The sequence below is a fragment of the Akkermansia sp. UNK.MGS-1 genome (assembly GCF_000980515.1).
GTDB lineage: Bacteria > Verrucomicrobiota > Verrucomicrobiia > Verrucomicrobiales > Akkermansiaceae > Akkermansia > Akkermansia muciniphila.
In genome coordinates this window covers 120,599-126,661 of the sequence record NZ_LBCB01000012.1, presented here as the reverse complement: position 1 = coordinate 126,661, position 6,063 = coordinate 120,599, and the positions used below count along the sequence as shown (strand labels likewise).

Genomic DNA, 6,063 nt, shown 5'->3' with positions numbered 1-6,063 from the left:
GACGCACGCGGGAGAGTGTCGCCGGGGAGTTGGCCCGGGCGTATGCCGCTATTCTGGCCCGTTTCCATGAGCTGGACGCGGCATGGGTGCAGTTGGACGAGCCCGCTCTTGTCCGTGACCTGGACAGGCAGGATATCGACCTGTTTCTCCGCTTGTATGAATCCATGCTGCCTTCAAAGGGGCGGGTGAAGGTCCTTCTTCAAACCTACTTCGGAGATATCCGCGACTGCTATGAACAGGTTGCCGGATTGGATATTGATGCGGTAGGACTGGATTTTGTGGAAGGAAAGCAGTCGCTGTCCCTGGTGAAAGAATATGGTTTCCCGAAAGATAAGCTTCTTCTTGCAGGCGTCGTCAACGGGAAGAATATCTGGCGCAATCATTATTCCCGGACTCTGGCGTTGCTGGCCGATTTGAAAAAAACGGGTGCCCGCATAGGCATAGGGACTTCCTGCTCCCTTCTGCATGTTCCCTATACGGTCGCTCAGGAGACGAAACTGCCGGAATATGCTTTGAAACACTTCTCTTTTGCCGAAGAAAAACTGCAGGAGCTCCGGGACCTTAGCTTTCTTTTTTCGCTGGAGAACGCGGAGCCAGAAAAGATTTATCAAGTCAATGATGCTTTGTTTCAGTCGGACAGGATAGGAAAAAATGCTGCTGTCCAGGCGGAAGTATTCGCCTTGAAGCCTGACGATTTTACGAGATTCCCGTCTTTTGAAGAGCGGGAAAAGCTTCAGAAAACCCGTTTCCGCCTTCCCCTGTTTCCTACGACGACAATAGGTTCCTTCCCCCAGACTGCGGAAGTCCGCTCCAACCGGGCGGCATTCAGGAAGAACCTCATTTGCGGGGAGCAGTACAGGCAATTCAACTTTGACAGGATTAAAGAATGCATTTCCCTGCAGGAAAAGATAGGACTGGATGTTCTCGTTCATGGAGAATTTGAACGCAATGACATGGTGGAATACTTCGGCGAGCACCTGCAGGGCTTCCTTTTTACGGAAAAAGCCTGGGTACAGTCCTACGGAACCAGGTGCGTCAAGCCGCCCATCGTCTGGGAGGACGTTTCCTGGATGCGCCCCATTACCGTGGAGTACGCCGTCTATGCCCAAAGCCTGACAAACAAACCGGTCAAGGGCATGCTGACGGGGCCGGTCACGATCCTGAACTGGTCTTTCCCCAGAGAAGACGTTTCCCTGGAGGAGCAAGCCCTGCAGATTGCTCTGGCTGTCCGCAAGGAGGTGCTGGCATTGGAAGAGCATGGCATAGGCATCATCCAGATAGATGAAGCAGCCCTGAAAGAAAAATTGCCTCTGCGTCGTTCCGACTGGCATGGAGAGTACCTGGACTGGGCCATTCCCTCGTTCCGCCTCGTGCATAGCGGGGTCAGGCCGGAAACGCAAATTCATACGCACATGTGCTATAGCGAATTTGCGGCTATTATCCGGGAAATCGATTCCATGGATGCCGATGTCATCACATTCGAAGCTTCCCGTTCCAATCTGGACATTCTCGATGCCTTGAAAGAATGCGGGTTTAAGACTGAAATCGGCCCCGGAGTTTATGATATCCATTCGCCCCGTATTCCCGGAGAGACGGAAATTATGGAAAATCTCCATCGCATGCTACGGAAGATTTTACCGGAAAAACTGTGGGTCAATCCCGATTGCGGGTTAAAGACGCGCGGCAATGAGGAAACGATAGGCAGCCTCAAAAATATGACGGCGGCGGCCAGAGCCCTGCGTACGGAATTCCAGTCATGAAGCTTTCCGAATTGTTTCCCCAAAAGAGGGTTCTTTCCTTTGAGGTGTTTCCTCCCAAGCGGACTTCCCCGATCGGGACGGTTTACCATGCTCTGAGCGCTTTGCAGGGATTGAACCCGGATTTTATCAGCGTGACCTATGGTGCTTCGGGAGGCGCGGGAACCAGCGATACGCTTAACATCGCCTCCTCCATCAAGAAGGATTATATGGTTGAGAGCGTAGCCCATCTTCCCTGCATCAGCTTGACGAAGGGAAATGTGTTGGAGCTTCTGGAACAGTTCCGCCGGAACGGAATTGAAAATATCCTGGCCCTTCGCGGTGATTTGCCCCCGGACAGAGAACCGTGCCGTGATTTCACCTATGCCAGCGATCTCATTTCCTTTATTAAGGAACAGGGAAATTTTCACATTCTGGCGGCCTGCTATCCGGAAGGCCATCCCGAATCAAAAAGCATAGTCGATGATATTCGCCACCTCAAGACCAAGGTGGAGGCCGGAGCGGACCATCTCATTTCACAGTTGTTCTTTGGCAACGATATTTTTCACGCCTACCGGGAAAAACTGGATCTGGCAGGCATTTCCGTCCCTCTTGAAGCGGGAATCATGCCCGTCGTCAATAAAAAGCAGATAGAGAGGATGGTTTCCCTGTGCCATGTCCATTTGCCGAAGAAATTTATACGTATGATGGAAAGGTTTGAGCATAACCCCATCGCAATGCGGGATGCCGGCATCGCCTACGCCGTCGAGCAGATTATCGATCTCGTAGCGCAAGGAGTAGATGGCATTCACCTGTATACGATGAATAACCCGTATGTCGCCGGCCGTATTTGCGAAGCTACCGCCTCCATCATCCGGAATTAATCGTCAGTCCGGATTACTTCATAGCCGTATTCGGTGATAACCCGTTTCAGCTCTTCTATATATAGAAGGGCTGAACGGCTTGGGCGGGATTGTTCCCTGTCAATCCATCCGACCAGCATGTATTCCTTGGTTTTGAGCGGTATGGAAATAATGTTCGAGCCGTTCAAATCCTCGCTGAGAACTCCGGAACAGATGGTATAGCCGTTCAGCCCTATCAGAAGATTGAACAAGGTCGCCCGGTCGCTGACATGGATTTCCTTCCTGTGAACGATGGTGCTGAGAATTTCTTCTGAAAAATAAAAGGAATTATAGGTTCCCTGCTCAAAACTGAGGCAGGGGTAATCTTCCAGATCTTCCAGTAAAACCTGCCTGCGGCGCGCCAGGGGATGTGCCGAACTGACAAAGACGTGCGGTTCTGCCCGGAAAAGGGGATGGAAACAGAGATCGTTCTTTTTGAGAAGCTTGCTGATAACCTGCCTGTTGAAATCATTCAGATACAGGATACCCAGGTCGCTCCGGGATTGATGGACATCTTCAATGATCTCGAAGGTTCTCGTTTCTCTCAGTGTCCATTCGTACTCCTGGATGTTCAGTTTTTTGATGAGATTGACGAAAGCATTGACGGCGAAAGCGTAGTGCTGAGTCGAGATGGAAAATTGGCGTTTGAGAGGTTTTGTATTCAGGTAACGCTGTTCCAGAAGTTCCGCCTGTTCCACAACTTGGCGCGCGTAGGAAAGGAATTCCGTCCCTTCCAAAGACAGGGAAATGCCCTTGGAAGAACGGCGGAAGATCTCAAAATTCAATTCATTTTCCAGTTCCCGGACCGCTTTGGACAAGCTGGGTTGGGATATGAAAAGCCGTTTGGCAGCCTCATTGATGGAACCGCTGTTGACGATGCCGATGATATATTTTAGCTGCTGCAGGGTCATGGGGAAAAGGCAAAAGCCTGGTAAAATGGAGTTATTTCTTTTTCAGGTAACGTTCCTCTTCGCTGAAGACGCATCCGCAATACTTCTGCATGTACAGCCGGAGTTCCCTGGCCTTTTGCTGACCTTCTCTGAAACCGGGGCGGAAATCACGGTAAATGAAACGGGTTCCAAATTTCTCTGCCGTTTTTTCAGCGGTCTTTCTCAGTAATTCATGATTCTGGTAAGGGCTGACGAACAGGGTTGAAGAAAAGCCGTCGACCCCGTTTTCTGCGGCAAACCGTGCAGTCTCTTCAAAACGTATCCTGTAACACGTTCCGCAACGGTTTTCCAGGGAGGGGTAAATGGCGCGAATGAAGGGCCGCAGTCCATATTCATCCCTCATAATCAATTTCAGACCGATTTTTGCCGCGTATTCGACCAGCGTATCCTTTCTGGCCTGGTATTCCTTATACGGATGAATATTTGGATTAAACCAGAATCCGGTTGGTTCCATTCCTTCTTCCCGCAGCATTTCAATGCAGGAAATGGAACAGGGCGCACAGCAGATATGAAGCAGAACACTCATGCGTGCCCGGATATGTACCATGAGCAGGGAAAATCAACAATACTCAATGACGGATAATGAATCAATATGGCGTTTCGCCATCTGCCCGTTAGGTTTGAAGGCAGGCATTCGGATTCTCTTTTCATGTTTCAAACTCTGTTTACCTTCTGGCGGTAAGTGGGCTTTTCCGCTGCGGCATGCGTCCAGCGTCAATATGAACAAGGCTGTCTAGTGCCTCCCTGTCCTGCGGGTTCACCGGCATGTCCGGCTTATTCTCTATGATCGGAATGCGGTATGCCGCTTGTTTCGACTGTGCGGCTACGGGAGAGGTTGTCAGGCGGCCGCTCCTCCCTGCCATGGGAATTCCCGGAACACCGTTCGGAAGCTTCCCTGGGTGGCGGGGCGGTTGCCGTCAGGAAGGCGGGGATGGAGGGGTTAACTCGGGTTGACGGTGGTTGCGGTATCTGCCGCCGGGGCATCGGCTGCGGGAGCAGGGGAGGAAGCTGCGGTTTTCCCTTCCATGGGTTTGCCCAGAAAAGCGGGCAATTCCAGCCCTACGCTTTTGCCGAGTTCATGAAGGGGCAGCGTATCCGTTACCAGATTCTGGACGAATCCTCCCACAGAGGAGTTCCCTCCATTGCCCATGACGACTACCTTGTCGAATTTCAACCCCTTAATGGCACCGGACTGGAGCTCCACAATCTTGGTAAGCTGTTCCGTCACCAGCAGGTTGGAAGCGGCCTCGGAAGAACCTGCCGCCTGGACGATCTGCTGAAAACCGCGGGCCTTGCCTTCCAGCACGGCTTCAATCGCGGCCGCTTCACCGCGTCCCACCATTTCCATGCCTTCCCCTTCCGCCTTTTTCTTCAGGAGGGTAGCCTGGGCTTCGCCATCCGCCAGTTGGCGGATGGCTTCCGCTTCCGCCCTGCGCTGGATGAGCAGAGCCTGCGCCTTGCCTTCCTGTTCCAGTTTGAGTACTTCCGCCGTGGCCTGGGCCTGCACTTCGCGCTGGCTCTTTTCAATGCGGGCCGTTACCAGGATGTTGGCTTCCTGCGTGGCGCGTTCGCGTTCCGCGCGCTTTAATTCCGCTTCTTTTTCCGCCTGGTAGGCTTCTTCCAGGGTTTTAGCCTCCTGCACCTTCTGGGCCACTTCCGCCAGCTTTTTGGCCTCCGCCTGCTTCACTTGCAGCTTGGCGGCGGATTCCGCAATTTTAATCTGGGCTTCGTTCTGGCCTTCAATGGCGATGGCGCGGGCGTTCGCCACCTGGATGGTCTGGTCCTTTTCCGCTTCCGCTTTGCCGATTTCCCCGCGGCGCGTTTCTTCCGCCACTTTGATGGTGGCGTCATTGATGGCGCGCGCAGCGGCTTCCTTGCCCAGGGCGTTGATGTAGCCGGAAGCGTCCTGGATGTCCGTGATATTGGCGTTGATGAGATGGAGGCCCACTTTGTGCAGTTCCACGTCCACGCCTTCCGTGATGCCCTTGATGAGTTTTTCGCGGTCGGAGTTGATTTCCTCAATGGTCATGGAGGCAATCACCACGCGCATCTGCCCCATGATGATTTCCGCGGCCAGGTTGCGGATTTCTTCCCGGGAACGGCCCAGCAGGCGCGCAGCGGCGTTCTGCATGATTTCAGGAAGGGTGGAGATGCCCACGATGAAGGAGGAGGGTACATCCACGCGTATGTTCTGAGAGGAAAGGGCTCCTTGGAGGGGCACGTCAATATTGATAGGGTTTAGATCCAGGTAGCTATAGGACTGGAGAACCGGAAGCACGAAGGTGGAGCCGCCGTGGTAACATTTGGCCGGCTGGCCTGTGCCTACTTTCCCGAAGACGATGAGGATTTTGTCCGGAGGGCACATGCGGTAGCGGCTGAACAGCCAGGAAGCGGTCAGAATGATGAAGAGAACCAGAATGGCGATGGGGATGATTTTGTCCATAGTCGTCTTGGGGTATGATGATTGGGGTGTTT

5 protein-coding genes are annotated in these 6,063 nt (G+C 52.9%); 2 read left to right on the top strand and 3 right to left on the bottom strand.

Features of this window, described 5'->3' with window-relative positions; genetic code table 11:
* Window positions 1-1,760 (top strand): 5-methyltetrahydropteroyltriglutamate--homocysteine S-methyltransferase (metE, locus tag WW58_RS08200; RefSeq protein ID WP_288143431.1); only part of this gene is annotated, 1,760 nt, incomplete at its 5' end.
* Window positions 1,757-2,620: a methylenetetrahydrofolate reductase [NAD(P)H] gene (gene metF, locus WW58_RS08195; RefSeq protein WP_022198597.1), complete on the top strand. Its 864-nt coding sequence runs from the start codon at window positions 1,757-1,759 to the stop codon at window positions 2,618-2,620. The genes metE and metF, both read left to right, overlap by 4 nt.
* Here the strand turns inward: metF and WW58_RS08190 are convergent.
* The 3 genes from WW58_RS08190 to WW58_RS08175 all read right to left on the bottom strand — a co-directional run bounded on the left by WW58_RS08190 (window position 2,617) and on the right by WW58_RS08175 (window position 6,031).
* The gene (locus WW58_RS08190; protein ID WP_022198596.1) at window positions 2,617-3,549 is read right to left on the bottom strand and encodes a LysR family transcriptional regulator; all 933 of its coding nucleotides are present in this window, start codon (window positions 3,547-3,549) and stop codon (window positions 2,617-2,619) included. The two genes, metF and WW58_RS08190, sit on opposite strands and share 4 nt — an antisense overlap.
* 31 nt (window positions 3,550-3,580) lie before the next feature.
* Entirely contained in the window at window positions 3,581-4,114 is a 534-nt protein-coding gene (locus WW58_RS08185) for an epoxyqueuosine reductase QueH (RefSeq protein ID WP_046436864.1), read from the bottom strand.
* A 414-nt stretch (window positions 4,115-4,528) separates the two neighbouring features.
* The gene (locus WW58_RS08175) at window positions 4,529-6,031 is read right to left on the bottom strand and encodes a flotillin family protein (RefSeq protein ID WP_022198594.1); all 1,503 of its coding nucleotides are present in this window, start codon (window positions 6,029-6,031) and stop codon (window positions 4,529-4,531) included.
* Between the last annotated feature and the right edge of the window lie 32 nt (window positions 6,032-6,063).

Coding starts and splice junctions, on each gene's coding strand:
- WW58_RS08185 (WP_046436864.1), bottom strand. CDS start 4,114: ATGAGTGTTCTGCTTCATATCTGCTGTGCGCCCTGTTCCATTTCCTGC.
- WW58_RS08190 (WP_022198596.1), bottom strand. CDS start 3,549: ATGACCCTGCAGCAGCTAAAATATATCATCGGCATCGTCAACAGCGGT.
- WW58_RS08175 (WP_022198594.1), bottom strand. CDS start 6,031: ATGGACAAAATCATCCCCATCGCCATTCTGGTTCTCTTCATCATTCTG.
- metF (WP_022198597.1), top strand. CDS start 1,757: ATGAAGCTTTCCGAATTGTTTCCCCAAAAGAGGGTTCTTTCCTTTGAG.